This is a genomic window from Pseudomonas sp. IT-P171 (assembly GCF_949767765.1).
In the GTDB taxonomy this organism is placed as follows: domain Bacteria; phylum Pseudomonadota; class Gammaproteobacteria; order Pseudomonadales; family Pseudomonadaceae; genus Aquipseudomonas; species Aquipseudomonas fluorescens_B.
The window spans coordinates 250177-273530 of sequence record NZ_CATKQN010000022.1 but is presented as its reverse complement, the minus strand read 5'-3'; the positions used below and the strand labels follow the sequence as shown (position 1 = coordinate 273530).

The window sequence follows — 23354 nt, the reverse complement described above, 5'->3', positions numbered from 1 at the left end:
TCGCTGTTCGAATTTTTAGAGCCCGCACAATAGCCTAGTCGTTTCACCCATGGCACGCCGCCCCTCCCGGTCACCCACACCGAGAGACATTCCCTACAAACAATGAGGAATATTCTTACAAGAAACCTTCGAGAGCTGCACGTCGGAAACTTTATTTGCTTTATGACATTACACTCTTCAACAAATTTTTTGTATCAATTTGAAAAATCAAAACCAAAATAATAAATCGATATCGGTGGTCCGACCTGCGCCTACAGTTGAGCTACCCTTAACGGACACCTGCATTTCAGGGTTCGCGAGACACATTGAAAACAACATATACAAAATCTTACAGCCCACAACAACTTAACCGAAATAAAACAGACATAGGCCAACAATAAATTCACAGCTAATATAAAAACTGCAAAACAACTATCAGCCATTAACCAATAGAGAAAAGACAAACCTATATGAGTACGAAACATGACAAAACCCAAACAAAGAATCACCACCCCCATGACAGTCATCGCCATATTCGCAACACTGTCTGAAACGTCGGCAGCCGTCTCCCTGCCTTTCCTCGATAACAAGGAAAGAGAACTCTACATCTGGTTTTTGATCAGCTTTCCGTTTTATTTGCTTCTACTGTTCTTCGCCACACTTAACTTCAATTATCGATCGCTCTATGCGCCGTCCGATTTTGAGAAAGGAAAACACTTCATAAAAGTCATGGACAATGCCGAGCGTCCGGATATTGCTCAAGGCACGCCAGGCGAGAACAGAGGGCGGGAAAGTCTATCGGTCCAGCATCACATCGAATTGCCGGAGAAATTGAAGGACCTGCACATCATTGATGCAAGATGGATGAACAGAAAAATCGAATTCCGCGAGCTTCTGGAAAGGATTCGATTGCCCAAGGGCGATTCGGCGCAAGTGGTCGTGTTTCTCACCAGTGCCAAGTCAGAGAATCTGCTGAAAGAAAACGCGCTCAAATTTTTCAGACACGTAAAGAAACGCAACGGTGCACCGTTTTGCATTGCTTACAACGTGAGCTCACGCCATGTGACGGTCATTGATCAACTCGCCAGACTGACCCACAGCGGTCAGTAGCGTTTACGATCGAAAGGAGAGAAGCAGGCAGAAATGCCGCTTGCGAAAACAAGAAGAAAGATGAATCGCAATGTCAGAAAAAAACCCTATTTCCAAATTTGTGGCCTTGTCGAAAACAAGGCCACAAATTCCATCAAGGCGTCAGAAACTTCAGAAAAGCTTCCGGCCTTTGTTCGCCGCAATGCGCATGCGCAGGGCGTTTAGCTTGATGAAGCCAGCCGCATCCGCCTGATTGTAAGCGCCGCCATCTTCTTCAAATGTCGCAATGTTGGCGTCGAACAACGATTCGTCGGACTTGCGCCCCGTGACGATCACATTGCCCTTGTACAGCTTCAGGCGCACAACGCCGTTCACGTGTGCCTGGGAAGCATCGATCATCTGTTGCAGCATCAGACGCTCAGGACTCCACCAGTAACCGGTGTAGATCAGGCTGGCGTATTTAGGCATCAACTCGTCTTTGAGGTGAGCCACTTCGCGGTCCAGGGTGATCGATTCGATCGCACGGTGGGCGCGCAGCATGATGGTGCCGCCTGGGGTTTCGTAGCAGCCACGGGACTTCATGCCCACGTAACGGTTCTCGACGATGTCGAGGCGGCCGATGCCGTGTTCGCCACCGATACGGTTCAGGGTCGCCAGCACCGTAGCCGGAGTCATTTCGACGCCGTCCAGTGCAACGATGTCGCCGTTGCGATAGGTCAGTTCCAGGTATTGCGCTTTATCTGGAGCCTTCTCCGGGGAGACGGTCCATTTCCACATGTCTTCTTCGTGCTCGGTCCAGGTGTCTTCCAGCACGCCGCCTTCATAGGAGATGTGCAGCAGGTTGGCATCCATCGAGTACGGGGATTTTTTCTTGCCGTGACGCTCGATCGGGATGTTGTGCTTTTCAGCGTAATCCATCAGCTTTTCACGGGACAGCAGGTCCCATTCGCGCCACGGTGCAATCACTTTTACACCTGGCTTCAAGGCGTAGGCGCCCAGTTCGAAACGAACCTGGTCGTTGCCTTTGCCGGTGGCGCCGTGGGAAATGGCGTCAGCGCCGGTTTCGTTGGCGATTTCGATCAGGCGCTTGGCGATCAACGGACGAGCGATGGAAGTACCCAGCAGGTACTCGCCTTCGTAAACGGTGTTGGCGCGAAACATCGGGAAAACGAAATCGCGCACGAATTCTTCGCGCAGATCGTCGATGTAGATCTCTTTCACGCCCATGGCCTGAGCCTTGGCACGTGCAGGTTCGACCTCTTCGCCCTGACCCAGGTCAGCGGTGAAGGTCACGACTTCACAGTTATAAGTATCCTGCAGCCACTTGAGGATCACCGAAGTGTCCAGGCCGCCGGAATACGCCAGAACGACCTTGTTTACGTCCGCCATGCCATCACTCCACGGGGTTCTACGGAAAGCCGGGAAGTCTACCGCTCATACGGAATAATTTACAGTGGCGCGACAGCTTATGACGACGAAGCGACAGATTATGTCGACCGCGCGACGATGACCGATGGGTCAGGAAGTCTTCGCCGCGCTCGCCGATGCTGTTGATTGAGGCGCCGGCGGCTCGGTGGGTGCGACCCGCGCGAGGTGCACATTGACTCGACGATTCTTCGCCCGATTGGCCGCATTGGTGTTGGGTACCAATGGATAACGCTCACCATGAAAGCGCACGGTAACCTGCGATTCCTGCACACCGTTGGCCTTGAAGAACTCCATGACCGCCAGGGCCCGACGCCGCGACAGGTCTCGATTGGTCAGGCGGTTGCCGCTGTTGTCGGAGTGGCCGTCAAGCTCGATGTGATTGACCGTGGGATCGGCCTTCATGAACTCCAGCATCACCTGCAGCTGAGCCTTGGCCTGCGCGTCGAGGTCCAGGCCGTCGCCGGGAAAGCCGATCTGCGTTTGCTTGATCTGCTCGAAATTCTTCGGCAGCAGTTTCGCCACGCAGCCCTGATAATCGTTGAACGCCTTGCTGAACTTGACCGGCAACAGCCGCACTTCCGAGACCCGGCCATCGCCCGAAGAATGCCGGACGACCGGGCTGCGCCCATCCATCAAGCCACTGATCAAGCGCCCGGCCTGAACCTGCGAACTGTTGAACAGCACATTGCCGCTGCCGATCCGCACGGAACCGAGATTGATGTCGCCACGCCCCGGCTGCCAGGGTGCAGCAGCCGCCAATAAGGTCGCCGAGCCGCCGCCGACCATCGAGTTATAAGCTTTCAGACGAAACGTCGCCTGCTCGCCGGCGCGACGCACGAACTCACCCGAACCGAAATCGGTGATCGGTTGAATCAGGCGGCACTCGAACTTGTCCCCTTCGACCGTCCACTCGATGCTCTCCAGACGGGTCTGGAAAGTGAGCGCCATCGCGGGAAGGCTGGCAAACACACTGAGCAAGGCTAAATAACGCTGGCGCACGAGAGGCTCCACTGGCTTCTACAACAAAAAGACCGACACACACATGTTTACGGCGTACCTGTTGGATATCGGAAGCTTCCCGCAAAACTTGATAGCGAGTGCCTGAGAGAGTCTTTTCCGGTAGCATTCCCCTGAGTTTGACCCGCCTGGAATCCCCTCATGTCCGACCGCCTGACCCTGCTGCGTCCCGACGACTGGCACATTCATCTTCGCGATGGTGCCGTGTTGACCAATACCGTTGCGGATGTCGCGCGCACCTTTGGTCGCGCCATCATCATGCCCAACCTGGTACCTCCGGTGCGCAACGCCGCTGAAGCCGACGGCTATCGCCAGCGGATTCTCGCTGCACGTCCGGCCGGCAGCCGTTTCGAACCGTTGATGGTGCTTTACCTGACCGACCGCACCCAGCCCGAAGAAATTCGTGAAGCCAAGGCCAGCGGTTTCGTGTTCGCCGCCAAGTTGTACCCGGCCGGCGCGACCACCAACTCGGATTCTGGCGTCACCAGTATCGACAAGATTTTCCCTGCGCTCGAGGCCATGGCCGAAGTCGGGATGCCTTTGTTGATTCACGGTGAAGTCACCCGTGGCGATGTCGACGTGTTCGACCGCGAAAAAATCTTCATCGATGAGCACATGCGTCGTGTGGTCGAGCGTTTCCCGACGCTCAAAGTGGTGTTCGAACACATCACCACCGCGGACGCCGTGCAGTTCGTCAACGAGGCTTCGGCCAATGTTGGCGCGACCATCACCGCGCATCACCTCTTGTACAACCGCAACCACATGCTGGTCGGCGGAATTCGGCCGCACTTCTACTGCTTGCCGATTCTCAAGCGCAACACCCACCAGGAAGCGCTGCTCGACGCCGCCACCAGCGGCAGCGACAAGTTCTTCCTCGGCACCGACTCGGCACCGCATGCCCAGCACGCCAAGGAAGCCGCTTGCGGTTGTGCCGGTTGCTACACCGCTTATGCGGCGATCGAGATGTACGCCGAAGCGTTCGAACAGCGCAATGCGCTGGACAAGCTCGAAGCCTTCGCCAGCCTTAACGGCCCGCGCTTCTATGGCCTGCCGGTGAACACCGATCGCATTACCCTGGTCCGCGACGAGTGGACCGCCCCAACCAGCCTGCCATTTGGCGAGCTGACCGTTATCCCGCTGCGCGCCGGTGAAAAACTGCGCTGGCGCCTGCTGGAGGAACACGCGTGAGTGAAGACCATTTCGATGACGAACAGGACGGTCAAGGCGGCGGAAGTGGTCCACGCCACCCGATGGCAGCTCGATTCCGTGGATACCTGCCAGTCGTTGTCGACGTTGAAACCGGTGGTTTCAACTCTGCCACTGACGCTTTGCTGGAAATAGCCGCCACCACCATCGCCATGGATGAGAAGGGCTTTGTATACCCTGATCACACCTACTTCTTCCGCGTCGAGCCGTTTGAAGGCGCCAACGTCGAAGCGGCCGCCCTGGAGTTCACCGGGATCAAACTCGATCACCCGCTGCGCATGGCAGTAAGTGAAGAAGCGGCGCTGACCGATATCTTCCGTGGTATCCGCAAGGCGTTGAAAGCCAACGGCTGCAAGCGGGCGATCCTGGTCGGGCACAACAGCAGTTTCGACCTGGGCTTCCTGAACGCAGCGGTTGCGCGCCTGGACATGAAGCGCAACCCGTTCCATCCATTCTCCAGCTTCGACACGGCAACCCTCGCCGGTCTGGCCTACGGTCAAACCGTGTTGGCGAAAGCCTGTCAGGCCGCCGACATCGACTTCGACGGTCGCGAGGCTCACTCGGCTCGCTACGACACCGAGAAGACGGCTGAGCTGTTCTGCGGCATCGTCAATCGCTGGAAGCAGATGGGCGGCTGGGAAGACTACAACGACTGATCCAACACTTGTGGCGAGGGAGCTTGCTCCCTGGCCACAGACTCAGCGTCGTGCTTGAGCGAACGGCATCGGTTTTATCCCGCCCATAAAAAAACCGGCCTCGACGGCCGGTTTTTTTATGCCTCGAACGCGCCTTACAGGGCAGCAGCGTTCTCGGTCAGGTAGGCTGCGACGCCTTCGGTCGAAGCGGTCATGCCTTTGTCGCCTTTTTTCCAGTTGGCAGGGCAGACTTCGCCGTGCTCTTCGTGGAATTGCAGAGCGTCGACCAGACGGATCAGCTCTTCCATGTTACGGCCCAGCGGCAGGTCGTTGATGATCTGCGAGCGGACAACGCCTTTGTCGTCGATCAGGAACGCGCCACGGAAAGCCACGCCGCCTTCGGACTCAACGTCGTAGGCCTTGGCAATTTCGTGCTTCATGTCGGCAGCCATGGTGTAGCGAACCTGGCCGATACCGCCATTGTTCACCGGGGTGTTGCGCCATGCGTTGTGAGTGAAGTGCGAGTCGATCGAAACGGCGATCACTTCAACATTGCGTGCCTTGAAGTCGGACATGCGGTTGTCCAGAGCGATCAGCTCGGATGGGCACACGAAGGTGAAGTCCAGTGGGTAGAAGAACACCAGGCCGTATTTGCCTTTGATGGCCGACGACAGGGTGAAGCTGTCGACGATTTCGCCATTGCCGAGTACGGCCGGTACGGTGAAGTCAGGGGCTTGCTTGCCTACGAGTACGCTCATTGAATATCTCCTGGTGTAAAAACGTGAAGTTCCGGGTTGGCGCCAGCCTGCCACCCTCAGGCGACAGCCCTGTGACACCCACCCGCTTCATAAGGACCGGCCATCATACACTGCGTTTTTGAGCTGTCCTCAACGGTTTTTCGTCAACACCTCAAATTGCTGTCTTCGCGATTACTGGCAGATTGCCCTGGGGAAAACCGTTCGTCAGCCACGCACGTTTATAACGCAAAGCTTTCAGAAACCACTTTGACAATCATTCTCGTTAACATTAAGATCCATCGCAACTGAGTCACCACCAGCGACGGTTCTTAGCTTATGTATGTCTGCCTCTGCACTGGCGTCACCGACGGACAAATCCGCGAAGCGATCTATGAAGGATGCTGCAGCTACAAGGAAGTCCGCCAGGCTACCGGCGTAGCCAGCCAATGCGGCAAATGCGCCTGCCTTGCCAAGGAAGTGGTGCGTGAAACCCTGACCAAATTGCAAACAGCCCAGGCAGCAATTCCTTTCCCTGTAGAATTTACTGCCGCATAGATACCCTATTCCAAAGAACCGGACTTCATGTCCGGTTTTTTTATGCCTGAAAATCAATCGGTTACGGGTCAGACGCGGAACACAAACATTCTTATTCCGATTAATTTTCATATAAGTTTCAATAACTTAGGTTTGACACTCTTAGTTGTGCGGCTCAGACTCCGCTTTATAGACAGCTAATACAGGGCAGGACCCCATCATGAAAGGCGACATTACAGTCATCCAGCATCTCAACAAGATCCTTGCCAATGAACTGGTCGCGATCAATCAGTATTTTCTGCATGCGCGCATGTATGAAGATTGGGGCCTGAACAAGCTCGGCAAACACGAATACCACGAGTCCATCGACGAGATGAAACACGCGGACAAGCTGATCAAGCGCATCCTGTTCCTGGAAGGCCTGCCGAACGTGCAGGACCTGGGCAAGCTGCAGATCGGCGAGCACACCCAGGAAATGCTTGAGTGCGACCTGCGCATCGAACGTACCGGCCACGCCGACTTGAAAGTTGCGATTGCTCATTGCGAAACGGTTGGCGATTTCGGTAGCCGTGAACTGCTCGAAGACATTCTCGAATCCGAAGAAGAACATATCGACTGGCTGGAAACCCAACTGGGCCTGATCGATAAAGTCGGTCTTGAGAATTATCTGCAATCGCAGATGGGCGAAGAATAATTAGCGCCCGTTAACTCGAGACAATAAAAAGCCCCGCTCTCTTTTAAAGAGGCGGGGCTTTTTCATGCCCGGAATTTCGGCTCACCTGAATCGTGCAGGAGCTGCCCGCAGCAAGCGGGCTCCTACAAGGTGAATCAGGCTTCGGACTTGTTGGCAGCAGCCGCTTCAACAGCAGCCTTGATGGTGCTTTGCAGCGAACCGTCTGCAGCCATCTCGGTCATGATGTCGCTACCGCCGACCAGTTCACCACCAACCCACAGTTGCGGGAAAGTTGGCCAGTTGGCGTATTTTGGCAGGTTGGCGCGGATTTCCGGGTTCTGCAGGATGTCCACGTACGCAAACTTTTCACCACATGCCATCACGGCCTGCGCGGCTTTCGCAGAGAAGCCACACTGCGGGGCATTCGGCGAACCTTTCATGTAAAGCAGAATGGTGTTGTTAGCAATCTGCTCTTTAATCGTTTCGATGATATCCATGGAGCACCTCGGCTGAACTTTCCGACTCAGGGGTCGGCACGGTGGCGCATTGTAACGGAAACCCGAGCGCCATGCTCGGTCTCCCCGACAGACCCAATCAAGCCGCCGCCACGGTCACCGGCACACCGTTCAACGCCGCATTACCCGACAACTCGTCGAGCAGAGATTCATCGGTCAGGTCATTGGCGCTGGAACCTGGCTGGCTGCTGGCAATCGTCAGCTGCACGCCAGGCCGCGCATGACCCCAACCGTGCGGCAGGCTGACCACGCCTTTCATCATATCCAGACTGCCCAGCACTTCCACCTCGATCATGCCGACCCGGGAACTGACCCGCACCCGCTGCCCGTCGCTGAGGCCGCGACTGGCCAGGTCGTCCGGATGCATCAGCAATTGATGGCGTGGCTTGCCCTTCACCAGTCGATGATAGTTGTGCATCCACGAGTTATTGCTGCGTACGTGACGACGGCCAATCATCAGCAATTCATCGGCGGCCGGCGCTTGCAGCGCGGCGAAGCGAGCCAGGTCGGCAAGGATGGCTGCGGGGGCTGCCTGGATGCGCTGGTTAGGGGTTTTAAGGCGCGGAGCCAGGTTGGTTTTCAACGCTCCAAGATCAACACCATGCGGATGATCGAACAACGTCGCCAGGGACAACCGGTGCTCCGAGGCATCGCCATACAAGCCCATGCGCAAACCACGATCAATCATCTGTGCGGGCGGGATCGTCGGTTTAAGTTCCTTGCCGGTCTTCGCGGCAAAGGCCTTGGCCAGCCCGACAAAAATTTCCCAGTCGTGCAGTGCGCCTTCCGGTCTGGCCAGGATCGCGCGGTTGAACCGGGTGACGTTACGCACCGCGAACATGTTGAAGGTGGTGTCGTAGTGATCGTTTTCCAGGGCCGATGTCGACGGCAGGATCAGATCGGCATAGCGCGTGGTTTCGTTGATGTAGAGATCGACACTGACCATGAACTCCAACCCGTCCAGCGCCTGTTCAAGCTGTCGACCATTAGGCGTCGACAGCACCGGGTTACCGGCCACGGTGATCAGTGCGCGGACCTGCCCTTCCCCTTCGGTGAGCATCTCTTCGGCCAGCGCCGACACCGGCAACTCGCCGCCGTATTCCGGACGCCCGGACACGCGGCTCTGCCATAAGTTGAAATGCCCGCCCGAGGTGGACGCTACCAGGTCCACTGCGGGTTCTGTGCACAACGCGCCACCCACGCGGTCGAGGTTGCCGGTGACCAGATTGATCAGTTGCACCACCCAATGGCACAACGTCCCGAACGCCTGGGTCGAGACACCCATGCGGCCATAGCAGACGGCTGTCGGGGCTGCGGCGAAGTCCCGCGCCAGTTGGCGAATCTGCTCGGCCGGCACAGCGCACAGCGGGCTCATGGCCTCGGCAGTGAAACCCGCGACGGCGGCGCGCACTTCATCCAGACCGTCCACCGGCAGATGGCTGCCGCGGGTCAGGCCTTCGGCGAACAAGGTGTTGAGCAGCCCGAACAACAGCGCCGCATCGCCACCGGGACGCACGAACAGATGCTGATCGGCCATCGCCGCCGTTTCGCTGCGGCGCGGGTCGACCACCACCACTTTGCCACCCCGGGCCTGAATCGCCTTCAGGCGCTTTTCCACGTCCGGCACGGTCATGATGCTGCCGTTGGAGGCCAGCGGGTTACCGCCGAGGATCAACATGAAATCAGTGTGATCGATGTCCGGGATCGGCAACAGCAGACCGTGGCCGTACATCAAATGGCTGGTCAGGTGATGGGGCAACTGATCGACCGACGTCGCGGAAAACCGGTTGCGGGTTTTCAGCAGGCCGAGGAAGTAATTGCTGTGGGTCATCAGCCCGTAGTTGTGCACGCTGGGGTTGCCTTGGTACACCGCCACCGCGTTCTGCCCGTGCCGCGCCTGAATCCCGGCCAGGCGTTCGGCGACCAGGTTGAAGGCGTCTTCCCACTCGACAGGTTGCCATTCGCTGCCGACCCGCAGCATCGGCTGACGCAAGCGGTCCGGATCGTTCTGGATATCTTGCAGGGCGACAGCCTTGGGGCAGATATGCCCGCGACTGAACGTATCCTGGGCGTCGCCCTTGATCGAGGTGATCCGGAGATCGCCATCGACCTCGGTGGTCTCGATGGTCAGGCCGCAGATGGCTTCACACAGGTGGCAGGCACGGTGATGGAGAGTCTTGGTCATGGCCAGTCTCTGTTTTGTTCTGGGCGGGCAATATCGGCCGCGGGATCAAAACTATGGCCTGCACTCCGCCGCTGCGCCAGCGACGTTCATCTTGTGAATCGGCGACCATCAGGCCAGCCGATGGCCGACAGGGATCACTTGGGCAGCAGCCTCGCCGGCGCCTGCAGCTGGATCTCCTGAACGGTTTCGATCTGCTCGTGGGCGACATGCACCCCGGTGAGTTCGCCGATCAGTCGCCAGTGCTCGTCGAGACCTGCACTGATGGTGGCCATGCGATCGATCATCCGCCGTCCAGCGGCCTTGGTCACTTCGTCGTTGCTTCGCAAAAGCTCGAAGGACATCGAGGTCATGGAGGCCGTGAGATGCGTCAGTGAGCGGGCCGTGAGGCCGAGCAGTTCCATGAGTTGCTGTTCTTTCGATTCCATTCCGAAGGCTTCCTGCGTCATTCGTGACTTAGTTATAACCCAGCACATTGCATTAGCAAGTGTTTCAGACGAGGCACATTGCCATCTGACACCCTGTATACCGTACCGGAAACCGACCATCAGTAAACCATGCCCGCCCCGCTTGATTGCAAAGCCCCGCAAGCCCAGTGTACAAATGACGGGCTGCTGTCAGGAAACCGGCTTCAAATGCGCTACTGCGGTCACCCCGTAGCCCCTCTGAAATCCCCTAAACACCGTAGCCTATTGGAAAAACGCGACATTTAATGTCAAGATCGCGCCTTCCCTATTTCGTCGCCCCGTGCGGCTTACGCCGCAGGTCTCGCCCGTTTTTCAATTAAACAAGGCTTTGAGTATCTGCGGTCTGTTGCAAAAAGGTAGTCAATGATGAGCGCAAGGCACTTTCTCTCCCTGATGGATTGCACGCCCGAAGAGCTGGTCAGCGTGATCCGTCGAGGCGTTGAGCTCAAAGACCTGCGTAACCGCGGCGTACTGTTCGAGCCTCTGAAAAACCGCGTACTCGGGATGATTTTCGAGAAATCCTCGACCCGCACCCGTATCTCGTTCGAAGCCGGCATGATCCAGCTCGGCGGCCAGGCCATCTTCCTGTCGCCGCGCGACACCCAACTGGGTCGCGGCGAGCCGATCGGCGATGCCGCCATTGTCATGTCGAGCATGCTCGATGCGGTGATGATCCGTACATTTTCCCACAGCACACTGACCGAATTCGCCGCCAACTCGCGCGTCCCGCTGATCAACGGCCTGTCCGACGATTTGCACCCGTGCCAGTTACTGGCCGACATGCAAACCTTCCTCGAGCATCGCGGCTCGATCCAGGGCAAAACCGTAGCCTGGATCGGAGATGGCAACAACATGTGCAACAGCTATATAGAAGCGGCGATCCAGTTCGACTTCCAGCTGCGCATCGCATGCCCTGAAGGCTATGAACCCAACCCCGAATTCGTGGCCAAGGCCGGCGATCGGGTGACCATCGTTCGCGACCCGAAGGATGCCGTGCGTGGCGCCCACCTGGTGAGCACCGACGTCTGGACCTCCATGGGCCAGGAAGAAGAAACCGCCAAGCGCCTGAAGCTGTTCTCGCCGTTCCAGGTCAATCGCGCGCTGCTGGATCTGGCCGCCGAGGATGTGCTGTTCATGCATTGCCTGCCCGCCCACCGTGGCGAAGAGATCAGCCTCGACCTGCTCGATGACCCGCGCTCCGTCGCCTGGGATCAAGCGGAAAATCGTCTCCACGCACAAAAGGCCCTGCTCGAGTTTCTCGTCGAACCGGCGTATCACCACGCATGAGCCAGCCACTACTTCTTAATCTGCGCAATCTCGCTTGCGGCTATCAAGACCAGCGCGTTGTGCAGAACCTCAACCTGCATTTGAATGCCGGCGACATCGGTTGCCTGCTCGGCTCTTCAGGCTGCGGCAAAACCACCACCCTGCGGGCGATTGCCGGTTTCGAACCGGTTCATGAAGGTGAAATCACCCTGGCAGGCGAGACAATCTCCAGCGCCGGCTTCACCCTCGCCCCGGAGAAACGCCGGATCGGCATGGTGTTCCAGGATTACGCCCTGTTTCCACATTTGAGCGTGGCCGAGAACATCGGGTTCGGGATCCGCAAGCACCCGCAGAAGGATCGCGTTATCGAAGAACTGCTGGAACTGGTCAACCTGAAAAACCTCGGCAAGCGCTTCCCGCACGAGCTATCGGGTGGCCAGCAACAGCGTGTCGCTTTGGCCCGCGCCCTGGCGCCCGAGCCGCAGTTGCTCCTGCTCGACGAACCGTTTTCCAATCTCGACGGTGAACTGCGGCGCAAGCTCAGCCACGAGGTGCGCGACATCCTCAAGGCCCGTGGCACCAGCGCAATTCTGGTGACCCACGACCAGGAAGAAGCCTTCGCGGTGAGCGATCATGTGGGGGTCTTCAAGGAAGGTCGCCTGGAACAGTGGGACACGCCCTACAACCTGTATCACGAACCGCTGACGCCCTATGTGGCCAGTTTCATTGGTCAGGGTTACTTCATTCGCGGTCAGTTGAGCAGTCCGGAATCGGTGCAGACAGAGCTGGGTGAGTTACGCGGCAATCGGGCTTACACTTGGCCGATTGGTGGCGCGGTGGATGTGCTGCTACGTCCGGACGATATCGTTTATGCACCGGACAGCGCCTTGAAGGCGCGGATTATCGGCAAGTCGTTCCAGGGTGCGTCGACGTTGTATCGGTTGCAGTTGCCAACAGGCGCGCAGCTGGAGTCGATTTTCCCGAGCCATGCTGATCATCTGGTCGGTGCAGAAGTTGGCATTCGCGTGGCGGCCGAACATCTGGTGTTGTTCCAGGCGTCCGGTAGCACGGCGGCGCAGATTCCGGCGGTAGACTCCGGCGTCCGTCGCTACAGCACTGCCAGCTGACGAAAGATCAAAAGATCGCAGCCTTCGGCGGCTCCTGCAGAAACACGCGTTCCATGTAGGAGCTGCCGAAGGCTGCGATTTTTTGCTTCCTAACCCAACATCAGCGTTCCGCTCGCCACCAGCGTCGCATTCCCGCCGATCTTGACCCGATCCCCTTCTAACCGACAGAACAACTCCCCGCCGCGTTTCGAACACTGAAACGCTGTCAGACTCGACTTGCCCAAACGTTTCGACCAGTACGGAATCAGGCTGCAATGGGTGGAACCGGTCACCGGGTCTTCATTGATGCCGATCGCCGGTGCGAAGTACCGAGACACAAAATCATGCTTGCTGCCCTTGGCGGTGACGATGGCACCCGGCCACGGCAGTTTGGCCAAAGCCACCATGTCTGGCTGACAATCGAGCACCGCCTGCTCCGACTCCAGCACCACGAACAATTCATTCGAACCCAACACATCGACCACTTCGACGCCCAAGGCGCGTTCGACATCCAGTGTCACGCCCACTTCAGACGGCACGATTGCCGGGAAATCCAGCCAGAAGCGACCGCCCTCACGACTTACGCTCAACGGGCCGGATTTACAAATGAAGTCCAAGCGTTCGACCGGTTCTTTATAGATCTCGAACAACACGTAAGCGCTGGCCAGGGTGGCATGCCCACACAAAGGCACCTCGGTGGTGGGAGTGAACCAGCGGATGTGCCAGCCCAGCCCTTCACGCACCACAAAAGCAGTTTCAGCGAGGTTGTGCTCGGCCGCGATCTTCTGCATCAACTCGTCGGCGAGCCAGGCATCGAGCCGATAGACCATCGCCGGGTTGCCACTGAACGGCCGATCACTGAACGCATCGACCTGATGAAACTCAAGCTGCATAACCTTCTCCCTGATTCAGGCGCGGCCGATATCGGCGAACTTGGCCTGCGTGTGTTCGGCCAGTACTGCGGGGGCCAGTTCCACTTCCAGACCGCGCCGACCGGCACTGACAAAAATGCTGGCGAAGGGCTGGGCCGAATTGTCGATAAACGTGCGCAAGCGCTTTTTCTGCCCCAGCGGGCTGATGCCACCCAACAGATAACCCGTCGAACGTTGCGCCGCGGCCGGGTCGGCCATTTCGACTTTTTTCACCCCAGCCGCATGCGCCAGGCCCTTCAAGTCGAGACTTCCGACGACCGGCACCACAGCCACCAGTAATTCCCCTTTCTCGCTGGCCGCCAGCAATGTCTTGAACACTTGCGCCGGGTCCAGGCCCAGTTTCTCCGCGGCCTCCAGCCCATAGGATGCTGCCTTCGGATCATGTTCATAACTGTGCACGCGATGTTCGGCACGAACTTTTTTCAACAAATCCAATGCGGGGGTCATGACAGCTCCAGACTGGGCGGCAGAGAAAAAATACTGCGCTGGATTCTAGGACATTGCTGCATAAAAGGCTCTATCACGGCAGCGTTTCCACAGCCTGGCGCTGGTTTTTACCGTTCGTCAGAGATCGCCTCGCCCGCCAAACAAAACGATCATTCATGTGACTAATAGTTTCAATGTGACCGGTAGTTCACTTTCGACCTTTGACAGCAGTGTTTCTTGTCTATATTTTTTCGAATCTGAATGCCGTACAACGTGAAAATGCAGCAACCAGCAGTAAGCCGGGAACAGGATGGGGATCCTGCCTCGGTGAAAATCGCGCTTTGGCCATGACGAAAAAAGCGCCAGACAACAAAAACAAAGAGGTTTTCGATGACAACTGCTTTACAACAACCGTCGCTCTCCAGCCAATGCATGGCCGAGTTTCTGGGTACTGCACTGCTGATCTTTTTTGGTACCGGTTGCGTTGCCGCCCTCAAGGTCGCGGGTGCCAGCTTTGGCTTGTGGGAAATCAGCATCATCTGGGGCGTCGGCGTCAGCATGGCGATCTACTTGACCGCCGGGGTTTCCGGGGCTCACCTCAACCCTGCCGTCAGCATCGCGCTGAGCATTTTCGCCGACTTCGAAAAACGCAAACTGCCGTTTTACATTCTTGCCCAGGTGGCTGGCGCGTTCTGTGGCGCGTTGTTGGTTTACACGCTGTACAGCAATCTTTTCTTCGATTACGAACAAACCCACCATATGGTTCGTGGCACTCAAGCCAGCCTCGAACTGGCGTCGGTGTTCTCCACGTTCCCCAACCCGGCCCTGTCCACGGCCCAGGCCTTCCTGGTTGAAGTGATCATCACCGCCGTCCTGATGGGCGTGATCATGTCCCTGACCGACGACAACAACGGCCTGCCTAACGGGCCCATGGCGCCACTGCTGATCGGCCTGCTGATTGCGGTGATTGGCAGCTCGATGGGGCCGCTGACCGGCTTTGCGATGAACCCGGCGCGTGACTTCGGACCGAAACTGATGACTTTCTTTGCTGGCTGGGGTGAAATTTCCTTCACCGGTGGACGCGATATCCCGTACTTCCTGATTCCGATTTTTGCACCGATTGTCGGTGCCTGCCTCGGTGCTGCCGCGTATCGCGGGCTGATTGCCCGTCATCTGCCCAGCGCCATACCTGCTACAAAGGACGCAACACCGGCCATTGACGGCAAACCAAGAACTTCTTGATACCGTAGGCGCGCGACTCTGCCCATTTGGTCCCGCGCCTGACCTCACTTCCTTATTTCGTCCAAGGCAATCGACATGACCGACATTCAGAATAAGAACTACATCATTGCCCTCGATCAGGGTACGACCAGTTCCCGCGCGATCATTTTCGACCGCGACGCGAACGTGGTTTGCACGGCCCAGCGCGAATTCGCCCAGCATTATCCGCAAGCCGGTTGGGTCGAACACGACCCGATGGAAATCTTCGCCACCCAAAGCGCCGTGATGGTCGAGGCCCTGGCGCAAGCCGGCCTGCATCACGACCAGGTCGCGGCGATCGGCATCACCAACCAACGTGAAACCACCGTGGTCTGGGACAAGACCACCGGCCGCCCGATCTACAACGCGATCGTCTGGCAGTGCCGCCGCAGCACCGAGATCTGCCAGCAACTCAAGCGTGACGGCCACGAGCAATACATCAGCGAAACCACCGGTCTGGTCACCGACCCGTACTTCTCCGGCACCAAACTCAAGTGGATCCTCGACAACGTCGAAGGCAGCCGTGAACGTGCGCGCAAGGGCGAGTTGCTGTTCGGCACCGTCGACAGCTGGCTGATCTGGAAATTTACCGGCGGCAAAGTGCACGTCACCGACTACACCAACGCCTCACGCACCATGCTCTTCAACATCCACACCCTGGAGTGGGATGCGAAGATGCTGGAGGTGCTGGATATTCCGCGCGAAATGCTGCCGGAAGTTAAGTCCTCGTCGGAAATCTACGGCCACACCAAAAGCGGCATCGCCATCGGCGGTATCGCGGGCGACCAGCAGGCCGCCCTCTTCGGCCAGATGTGCGTTGAGCCAGGCCAGGCGAAAAACACCTACGGCACCGGTTGCTTCCTGCTGATGAACACTGGCGACAAAGCCGTGAAATCCAAGCACGGCATGCTGACCACTATCGCCTGCGGTCCGCGTGGCGAAGTGGCCTACGCACTGGAAGGCGCTGTCTTCAACGGTGGCTCAACCGTTCAGTGGCTGCGTGATGAATTGAAAATCATCAATGACGCCCACGACACCGAATACTTCGCCAACAAGGTCAAGGACAGCAATGGCGTGTACCTGGTACCGGCCTTCACCGGTCTGGGCGCACCGTATTGGGACCCGTATGCCCGTGGCGCACTGTTCGGACTGACCCGCGGCGTACGCGTGGATCACATCATTCGTGCAGCGCTGGAGTCGATTGCCTACCAGACCCGCGACGTGCTCGACGCCATGCAACAGGATTCCGGCGAGCGCCTGAAAGCCCTGCGCGTGGATGGCGGCGCGGTGGCGAACAATTTCCTGATGCAGTTCCAGGCCGACATCCTCGGCACCCAGGTCGAGCGTCCGCAAATGCGCGAAACCACCGCGCTGGGCGCCGCTTACCTCGCCGGTCTGGCGTGTGGTTTCTGGGGCAGCCTGGAAGAGCTGCGCGGCAAGGCGGTGATCGAGCGTGAATTCGAACCGACGCTGGACGAAACCGCGAAGGAAAAACTCTACGCCGGCTGGAAAAAAGCGGTCAGCCGCACGCGTGATTGGGAACCTCATGAAGGCGCTGAATAAGCCAACGTAAGTACTCGTATCTGTATGTAACTGGTAGGGAGCAGATTCCTGCGGCATCATGGGCAAATTTTGCACGGCAGCCCAAAGGAAGCCCCATGAATCTGCCTCCCCGTCAGCAGCAAATCCTCGAACTGGTTCGCGAACGCGGCTATGTCAGCATCGAGGAAATGGCCACGCTGTTCGTCGTTACACCGCAAACCATCCGCCGCGACATCAATCAGCTCGCGGAAGCCAATTTGTTGCGTCGCTACCATGGCGGCGCGGCCTACGATTCCAGTGTCGAAAACACCGCCTACGCCATGCGCGCCGATCAGATGCGCGATGAAAAGCAGCGTATCGGCGAAGCCATTGCCGCCCAGATCCCCGATCACGCCTCGCTGTTCATCAACATCGGCACCACGACCGAATCGATTGCCCGGGCGCTGCTCAACCACAATCACCTGAAGATCATCACCAATAACCTGCACGTGGCCTCGATGCTCAGCGCCAAGGACGACTTCGATGTCCTGCTGACCGGTGGCAATGTGCGGCGTGACGGAGGGGTGGTCGGTCAGGCGAGTGTCGACTTCATTAACCAGTTCAAGGTCGATTTTGCCTTGGTCGGCATCAGCGGTATCGATGAAGACGGCAGCCTGCTGGACTTCGACTACCAGGAAGTACGGGTGTCGCAAGCGATCATTGCCAATGCCCGGCAGGTGATTCTGGCGGCGGACTCCAGCAAGTTCGGGCGCAACGCCATGGTTCGCCTGGGGCCGATCAGTTTGATCGATTGCCTGGTGACGGATCAGCAGCCTGTGCCGGCGTTGGCGCAGTTGTTGAGTCAGCACAAGATTCGACTCGAAGTGGTTTAACCCCTTTCGAAAACACCACGCTCCCCTGCGGCGAGGGAGCTTGCTCCCGTTCGGCTGCGCAGCAGACGCAGTTCAGACAACATGCTCCCCCTGAAAAACCGCGTTCGCCGGTTCAGGCTGCTTCGCAGCCCAGCGGGAGCAAGAGCTCCCTCGCCACAAAAGCCTCCAACAGCATCATTAATGTTCGGAAATTTTCCTTTGACGGCCCTTCGATCAGTATTTTCAATCGAAGTTGACTGGCTGTGTGCGTCTTTATGGGCTACCATTTTCGCAAATGAACATTTATGTTCGAAATCCAATACCGAAAATCATAAAAGCCCGAGGCCAGCCGATGCCCACTTCTACCTTGCCTACGCCCCCTCTCGCTGAGGTCTACGACATTGCCGTCATCGGTGGCGGGATCAATGGCGTGGGGATCGCAGCGGATGCCGCCGGCCGCGGTCTTTCGGTGTTCCTTTGCGAAAAGGATGATCTTGCCAGCCACACCTCGTCGGCCAGCAGCAAACTGATCCACGGTGGCCTGCGCTACCTCGAACATTACGAATTCCGCCTGGTACGTGAAGCCCTTGCGGAGCGCGAAGTGTTGTTGGCCAAGGCGCCACACATCGTCAAGCAAATGCGTTTCGTGCTGCCGCACCGTCCGCACCTGCGTCCGGCGTGGATGATCCGCGCCGGTCTGTTCCTTTATGACAACCTGGGCAAACGGGAAAAACTGGAAGGTTCGAAAAGCCTGAAGTTCGGCCCGGACAGCCCGCTGAAAAGCGAAATCACCAAAGGCTTCGAGTATTCCGATTGCTGGGTCGACGATGCTCGCCTGGTGGTACTGAATGCCATGGCCGCCCGCGAGAAAGGCGCCCACGTTCACACCCAGACCCGTTGCGTCAGCGCTCGTCGCACCAAAGGCCTGTGGCACCTGCACCTGGAACGCGCCGACGGCAGTCTGTTTTCGATTCGCGCCAAGGCGCTGGTGAATGCGGCCGGCCCGTGGGTCGCCAAGTTCATTCGTGACGACCTGAAAATGGAATCGCCCTATGGCATCCGCCTCATCCAGGGCAGCCACCTGATCGTGCCGAAGCTGTACGAAGGCGAACACGCGCATATTCTGCAAAACGAAGATCAGCGCATCGTGTTCACCATCCCGTACCTGAACCACTTCACCCTGATCGGCACCACCGACCGCGAATACACCGGCGATCCGGCGAAGGTCGCAATCACCGAAGGTGAAACCGATTACCTGTTGAAAGTGGTCAACGCTCACTTCAAAAAGCAGATCAGCCGCGACGACATCCTGCACAGCTATTCCGGTGTTCGTCCGCTGTGCAATGACGAATCCGACAATCCGTCGGCCGTCACCCGCGATTACACCCTGGCCTTGTCGGGCACGGGCGAAGAAGCGCCGCTGCTGTCGGTGTTCGGTGGCAAGCTGACCACCTACCGCAAACTGGCCGAGTCGGCGCTGGCACAACTGGCGCCGTACTTCACCCACATCAAGCCGAGCTGGACCGCCACCGCGACCCTGCCGGGCGGCGAAGACATGACCACCCCGCAGGCGCTGAGCTCACGGATTCGTGACCAGTTCGACTGGGTGCCGACTGAAATTTCCCGCCGCTGGGCCACGACCTACGGCAGCCGCACGTGGCGCATGCTCGAAGGCGTGCAGAGCCTCAGCGATCTGGGCGAACACATTGGCGGCGGTCTCTACACCCGCGAAATCGATTACCTGTGCAGCGAAGAGTGGGCGACCACGGCGCATGACATTCTGTGGCGCCGCAGCAAGCTAGGGTTGTTCACCACCCCGGATGAGCAACAGAAGCTCGCGGATTATCTGAGCAAGGTCGAGCAGAACCGCAGCAAGATCGAAGCGGCCTGATCTCATCCGCGCTAAACGAAAGCCCCTGAATCTCGCGATTCAGGGGCTTTTTTGCATTCATGTCGCTCCCTCGCTCCCGCAGAGAATATGCAGGCACAAGATTTCGTTCGGTTTTCCGAACGCGACTTGTCGGTCTATTCGGTTAACCGGATTCTCTAACCCAAAATGACACGCCATGAATATTTAATATCGTTATAAATCAATGAGTTGACCTTAAGCAACTGGTCTGGCACGAGTCATGCTCTACACTTTTGGACGAATGCTTGTTGCGCGGTCCTTAGAAGCCGACGGACATTCGAAGCACAAAAGGGCCGATGAACTGGCTCCATAAAAAAAACAATGTCGAGGAAAATTTGATGCGCATCGTTCCCCATATCCTGGGCGCAGCCATTGCTGCCGCTCTGATTACCACTCCAGTTTTCGCTGCCGAACTCACCGGCACACTGAAGAAGATCAAAGAGTCCGGCACCATCACCCTCGGGCATCGTGACGCTTCCATTCCGTTTTCCTATATCGCGGACGCTTCCGGCAAACCGGTTGGCTACTCCCACGATATCCAGCTGAAAATTGTTGAAGCGATCAAGAAAGACCTGGACCTGCCTAACCTTCAGGTCAAATACAACCTGGTGACCTCGCAAACCCGTATTCCGCTGGTGCAGAACGGCACCGTGGACCTGGAATGCGGTTCCACCACCAACAACGTCGAGCGTCAGCAGCAAGTTGACTTCTCCGTCGGCATCTTCGAAATCGGCACCAAGCTGCTGGCCAAGAAGGATTCGCCGTACAAAGACTTCGCCGATCTGAAAGGCAAGAACGTAGTGACCACAGCGGGCACCACGTCCGAGCGTATTCTGAAGTCGATGAACGCCGACAAGCAGATGGGCATGAATGTCATCTCCGCCAAGGACCACGGCGAATCCTTCCAGATGCTGGAATCGGGTCGTGCCGTTGCGTTCATGATGGACGACGCACTGCTGGCCGGTGAAATGGCCAAGGCCAAGAAGCCGACTGACTGGGCTGTGACGGGCACTGCACAATCCTACGAAATCTACGGCTGCATGGTCCGCAAGGGCGACGAGCCGTTCAAGAAGGCTGTAGACGACGCCATTGTGGCGACCTACAAATCCGGCGAGATCAACAAGATCTACGAAAAATGGTTCATGCAGCCAATCCCGCCTAAAGGCCTGAACCTGATGTTCCCGATGAGCGACGAGCTCAAGGCCCTGATCGCCAATCCGACCGATAAAGCGGCTGACGACAAGAAATCCTGATTTCTGACTAACCTTACCTCCTGAGAGGGCTACTACTCTTTCAGGAGGTTGTCACTCCCTGCTGGCATTTCTGGAAACACTCGAACAGGCGGCTGTCGAGCCGATCGCGTGTGCCTGACTCTCAAGTCGGGCGGGAACGGAGCTTCCCCAGGCGGGCACTAGTACATCGATCGAATCCGAGGGGAGACCCTAATGAATTACAACTGGGACTGGGGCGTGTTCTTCAAGTCTACCGGCGTGGGCAGCGAAATTTATTTCGACTGGTACCTCACCGGCCTGGGCTGGACCATCGCCATCGCCATCGTGGCCTGGATCATCGCCCTGACGCTGGGCTCGATCCTGGGCGTCATGCGCACCGTACCGAATCGCATCGTGTCGGGCATCGCAACCTGCTACGTCGAACTGTTTCGTAACGTGCCGCTGCTGGTGCAGCTATTCATCTGGTACTTCCTGGTGCCCGACCTGCTGCCACAAAACCTGCAGGACTGGTACAAACAGGACCTGAACCCGACCACCTCGGCGTTCCTCAGCGTTGTTGTCTGCCTGGGCCTGTTCACCACGGCACGCGTTTGCGAACAAGTACGCACAGGCATTCAGGCATTGCCGAAAGGCCAGGAAGCCGCTGCTCGCGCCATGGGCTTCAAGCTGCCACAGATCTACTGGAACGTGCTGCTGCCCCAGGCTTACCGGATCATCATTCCGCCGCTCACCTCGGAATTCTTGAACGTGTTCAAGAACACCTCCGTCGCCTCGCTGATCGGTCTGATGGAGTTGCTCGCACAGACCAAACAGACCGCCGAGTTTTCCGCGAACCTGTTCGAAGCCTTCACCCTGGCAACGCTGATCTACTTCACCCTGAACATGGGCCTGATGCTGCTGATGCGCCTGGTCGAGAAGAAAGTCGCCGTACCGGGCCTGATCTCCGTAGGGGGTAAATGATGGAATTCGACTTCTCGGGCATCATCCCGTCCCTGCCAGGACTGTGGAACGGCATGGTGATGACCCTGCAACTGATGGCGCTGGGCGTTATCGGCGGCATCATCCTCGGCACGGTCCTCGCGCTGATGCGCCTGTCCCACAGCAAACTGCTGTCGAACCTTGCCGGCGCCTACGTTAACTACTTCCGTTCGATCCCGCTCCTGCTGGTCATCACCTGGTTCTACCTGGCGGTGCCGTTCGTGCTGCGCTGGATCACTGGCGAAGACACGCCGATCGGCGCGTTCGCTTCATGCATCGTGGCCTTCATGATGTTCGAAGCGGCGTACTTCTGCGAAATCGTCCGCGCTGGCGTGCAGTCGATTCCCAAAGGCCAGATGGGCGCTGCCCAAGCCCTGGGCATGACGTACGGCCAGATGATGCGTCTGATCATCCTGCCGCAAGCGTTCCGCAAGATGACCCCGCTGCTGTTGCAACAGAGCATCATTCTGTTTCAGGACACCTCACTGGTGTATGCGGTCGGTCTGGTGGACTTCCTCAATGCCTCGCGTGCCAGTGGCGACATCATCGGCCGCTCGAATGAGTTCCTGATCTTCGCAGGTCTCGTGTACTTCACAATCAGCTTTGCCGCCTCGCTGCTGGTCAAGCGTCTGCAAAAAAGGTTTGCCGTATGATCTCTATCAAGAATGTCAACAAGTGGTATGGCGACTTCCAGGTACTGACTGACTGCAGCACCGAGGTCAAAAAAGGCGAAGTGATCGTGGTTTGCGGCCCTTCCGGCTCCGGCAAGTCCACCTTGATCAAATGCGTCAACGCGCTGGAACCGTTCCAGAAAGGCGACATCGTGGTCGACGGCACGTCCATCGCCGACCCGAAGACCAACCTGCCGAAACTGCGCTCTCGCGTGGGCATGGTGTTCCAGCATTTCGAGCTGTTCCCGCACCTGACCATCACCGAAAACCTGACCATCGCGCAGATCAAGGTGTTGGGCCGCAGCAAGGAAGAGGCCACCAAGAAAGGCCTGCAATTGCTCGAGCGCGTGGGTCTCTCGGCCCACGCTCACAAGCATCCGGGCCAGCTCTCCGGTGGTCAGCAACAGCGTGTGGCGATTGCCCGTGCACTGGCGATGGACCCGATCGTCATGCTGTTTGACGAACCGACCTCGGCGCTCGACCCTGAAATGGTCAATGAAGTACTCGACGTGATGGTGCAACTGGCCCACGAAGGCATGACCATGATGTGCGTGACCCACGAAATGGGCTTCGCCCGTAAAGTGGCGGACCGGGTGATCTTCATGGACGCCGGCAAAATCATCGAAGACTGCAAGAAAGAGGAGTTCTTCGGCGACATCAGCCACCGTGCCGAGCGTACCCAGCATTTCCTCGCCAAGATTCTGCAGCACTAAAACGGT

General features: G+C 57.7%; 23 protein-coding genes. 15 read left to right on the top strand and 8 right to left on the bottom strand.

The features are described from left to right. The first annotated feature begins 462 nt into the window (after positions 1–462). A complete protein-coding gene (locus ACM6I5_RS16260; protein WP_414884216.1) occupies positions 463–1089 on the top strand; it encodes a hypothetical protein in 627 nt (208 codons plus the stop codon). A gap of 150 nt (positions 1090–1239) precedes the next feature. Here ACM6I5_RS16260 and ACM6I5_RS16255 read toward each other — a convergent pair whose 3' ends face one another. Further along, positions 1240–2457 carry an argininosuccinate synthase gene (locus tag ACM6I5_RS16255; protein WP_007898502.1) on the bottom strand — a complete coding sequence of 406 codons (1218 nt, stop codon included), beginning with the start codon at positions 2455–2457 and terminating at the stop codon, positions 1240–1242. 129 nt (positions 2458–2586) lie between these two features. Beyond that, a complete protein-coding gene (locus tag ACM6I5_RS16250) occupies positions 2587–3495 on the bottom strand; it encodes a flagellar protein MotY (RefSeq protein ID WP_414877830.1) in 909 nt (302 codons plus the stop codon). 159 nt (positions 3496–3654) lie between these two features. Here ACM6I5_RS16250 and pyrC point away from each other — a divergent pair, with 159 nt between their 5' ends. Together pyrC and rnt are read left to right on the top strand one after the other, a co-directional pair. Continuing rightward, positions 3655–4701, top strand: a complete 1047-nt coding sequence (gene pyrC, locus ACM6I5_RS16245; RefSeq protein ID WP_017340568.1) for a dihydroorotase — start codon at positions 3655–3657, stop codon at positions 4699–4701. Next, positions 4698–5375 carry a ribonuclease T gene (gene rnt / locus ACM6I5_RS16240; RefSeq protein WP_017340569.1) on the top strand — a complete coding sequence of 226 codons (678 nt, stop codon included), beginning with the start codon at positions 4698–4700 and terminating at the stop codon, positions 5373–5375. The genes pyrC and rnt overlap by 4 nt, the downstream gene beginning before the upstream one ends. 134 nt (positions 5376–5509) lie before the next feature. On the opposite strand, the gene ACM6I5_RS16235 is transcribed toward rnt, so the two are convergent. After that, on the bottom strand, positions 5510–6112 hold the full coding sequence (locus ACM6I5_RS16235; protein WP_017340570.1) for a peroxiredoxin: 603 nt from the start codon (positions 6110–6112) through the stop codon (positions 5510–5512). A 315-nt stretch (positions 6113–6427) separates the two neighbouring features. Here ACM6I5_RS16235 and ACM6I5_RS16230 point away from each other — a divergent pair, with 315 nt between their 5' ends. Beyond that, positions 6428–6646: a bacterioferritin-associated ferredoxin gene (locus ACM6I5_RS16230; RefSeq protein ID WP_008032160.1), complete on the top strand. Its 219-nt coding sequence runs from the start codon at positions 6428–6430 to the stop codon at positions 6644–6646. A 199-nt stretch (positions 6647–6845) separates the two neighbouring features. Next, the gene (gene bfr, locus ACM6I5_RS16225) at positions 6846–7319 is read left to right on the top strand and encodes a bacterioferritin (protein WP_017340571.1); all 474 of its coding nucleotides are present in this window, start codon (positions 6846–6848) and stop codon (positions 7317–7319) included. A gap of 134 nt (positions 7320–7453) precedes the next feature. On the opposite strand, the gene grxD is transcribed toward bfr, so the two are convergent. The 3 genes from grxD to ACM6I5_RS16210 all read right to left on the bottom strand — a co-directional run bounded on the left by grxD (position 7454) and on the right by ACM6I5_RS16210 (position 10423). After that, complete coding sequence (gene grxD, locus ACM6I5_RS16220) at positions 7454–7795, bottom strand: Grx4 family monothiol glutaredoxin (protein WP_016773402.1); 342 nt, start codon at positions 7793–7795, stop codon at positions 7454–7456. Between the two features lie 97 nt (positions 7796–7892). Further along, a complete protein-coding gene (locus ACM6I5_RS16215) occupies positions 7893–9998 on the bottom strand; it encodes a molybdopterin oxidoreductase family protein (RefSeq protein WP_414884215.1) in 2106 nt (701 codons plus the stop codon). 134 nt (positions 9999–10132) lie between these two features. Continuing rightward, a complete protein-coding gene (locus tag ACM6I5_RS16210) occupies positions 10133–10423 on the bottom strand; it encodes a hypothetical protein (protein ID WP_017340573.1) in 291 nt (96 codons plus the stop codon). A gap of 405 nt (positions 10424–10828) precedes the next feature. Between ACM6I5_RS16210 and argF the strand changes: the two genes are divergently transcribed. Then, a complete protein-coding gene (gene argF, locus ACM6I5_RS16205) occupies positions 10829–11749 on the top strand; it encodes an ornithine carbamoyltransferase (protein ID WP_031319095.1) in 921 nt (306 codons plus the stop codon). Then, entirely contained in the window at positions 11746–12855 is a 1110-nt protein-coding gene (locus ACM6I5_RS16200; protein WP_017340575.1) for an ABC transporter ATP-binding protein, read from the top strand. The genes argF and ACM6I5_RS16200 overlap by 4 nt, the downstream gene beginning before the upstream one ends. Before the next feature lie 89 nt (positions 12856–12944). Here the strand turns inward: ACM6I5_RS16200 and ACM6I5_RS16195 are convergent, their stop codons facing one another. Both ACM6I5_RS16195 and ybaK read right to left on the bottom strand, forming a co-directional pair. Then, entirely contained in the window at positions 12945–13727 is a 783-nt protein-coding gene (locus ACM6I5_RS16195; RefSeq protein ID WP_017340576.1) for a PhzF family phenazine biosynthesis protein, read from the bottom strand. 15 nt (positions 13728–13742) lie between these two features. Then, positions 13743–14213, bottom strand: coding sequence for a Cys-tRNA(Pro) deacylase (ybaK, locus tag ACM6I5_RS16190; RefSeq protein WP_007971306.1), 471 nt, complete (start codon positions 14211–14213; stop codon positions 13743–13745). Positions 14214–14582: 369 nt separating this feature from the next. On the opposite strand from ybaK, the gene ACM6I5_RS16185 reads away from it, so the two are divergent. From ACM6I5_RS16185 to ACM6I5_RS16150, 8 genes are all read left to right on the top strand, one after another. Then, positions 14583–15434: an MIP/aquaporin family protein gene (locus ACM6I5_RS16185; RefSeq protein WP_017340577.1), complete on the top strand. Its 852-nt coding sequence runs from the start codon at positions 14583–14585 to the stop codon at positions 15432–15434. A 75-nt stretch (positions 15435–15509) separates the two neighbouring features. After that, on the top strand, positions 15510–17015 hold the full coding sequence (gene glpK, locus ACM6I5_RS16180; RefSeq protein WP_150654075.1) for a glycerol kinase GlpK: 1506 nt from the start codon (positions 15510–15512) through the stop codon (positions 17013–17015). A 95-nt stretch (positions 17016–17110) separates the two neighbouring features. After that, positions 17111–17866, top strand: a complete 756-nt coding sequence (locus tag ACM6I5_RS16175; RefSeq protein WP_017340579.1) for a DeoR/GlpR family transcriptional regulator — start codon at positions 17111–17113, stop codon at positions 17864–17866. Between the two features lie 331 nt (positions 17867–18197). After that, positions 18198–19736, top strand: a complete 1539-nt coding sequence (gene glpD, locus ACM6I5_RS16170) for a glycerol-3-phosphate dehydrogenase (RefSeq protein ID WP_414880577.1) — start codon at positions 18198–18200, stop codon at positions 19734–19736. A gap of 356 nt (positions 19737–20092) precedes the next feature. Continuing rightward, on the top strand, positions 20093–21007 hold the full coding sequence (locus tag ACM6I5_RS16165; protein ID WP_031319096.1) for a glutamate/aspartate ABC transporter substrate-binding protein: 915 nt from the start codon (positions 20093–20095) through the stop codon (positions 21005–21007). A gap of 192 nt (positions 21008–21199) precedes the next feature. Continuing rightward, positions 21200–21946 carry an amino acid ABC transporter permease gene (locus tag ACM6I5_RS16160; protein WP_017340582.1) on the top strand — a complete coding sequence of 249 codons (747 nt, stop codon included), beginning with the start codon at positions 21200–21202 and terminating at the stop codon, positions 21944–21946. After that, on the top strand, positions 21946–22617 hold the full coding sequence (locus ACM6I5_RS16155) for an amino acid ABC transporter permease (RefSeq protein WP_414880576.1): 672 nt from the start codon (positions 21946–21948) through the stop codon (positions 22615–22617). Before ACM6I5_RS16160 ends, ACM6I5_RS16155 begins: the two co-directional genes overlap by 1 nt. Then, the gene (locus ACM6I5_RS16150) at positions 22614–23348 is read left to right on the top strand and encodes an amino acid ABC transporter ATP-binding protein (RefSeq protein ID WP_017340584.1); all 735 of its coding nucleotides are present in this window, start codon (positions 22614–22616) and stop codon (positions 23346–23348) included. Before ACM6I5_RS16155 ends, ACM6I5_RS16150 begins: the two co-directional genes overlap by 4 nt. The last annotated feature ends 6 nt before the right edge of the window (positions 23349–23354 follow it).